This window comes from Paenibacillus sp. EKM206P (assembly GCF_011066155.1).
Taxonomy (GTDB): domain Bacteria; phylum Bacillota; class Bacilli; order Paenibacillales; family Paenibacillaceae; genus Paenibacillus; species Paenibacillus polymyxa_D.
In genome coordinates this window covers 1-356 of sequence record NZ_JAAMNQ010000083.1, presented here as the reverse complement: position 1 = coordinate 356, position 356 = coordinate 1, and the positions used below count along the sequence as shown (strand labels likewise).

Here is a 356-nt window from a genome sequence, read left to right as displayed (position 1 = left end):
CCAGCTCGCCCAGCACCCCGACCGGCACCGGATTCAGGTGCGCATCCACGATGTAGAATTTCGCATTCAGCCACGCTCTGCCGATCGGCACATGGCCTGTCTGCGGCAGCTTCGTCAGCGGCTCGTCGTAGAAACTTGAGTCGATCGCCGCTTCCGTCACGCCGTATGCGTTGATGATCCGGAACAACGAGCCGAAGCGTTCCTGCAAGGTCCGGTAATCCGCCACGCTGCAGCTGTCCGAGCTCGTGATCAACAGCTCCATCCAGCTCATATCCAGCCGCTGCTCGTGCACGTACTCCAGGAACGGCACGATCAGCGCCGGCGTCGATTCGAAGATGGTGACCCGTTCCCGCTCC

The 356-nt window shown here is 61.8% G+C and carries 1 protein-coding gene; it reads right to left on the bottom strand.

The window, feature by feature from the left end:
- A partial coding sequence (locus tag G9G53_RS25790) for an AMP-binding protein (RefSeq protein ID WP_165150892.1) occupies positions 1 to 356 on the bottom strand: 356 nt, incomplete at both ends.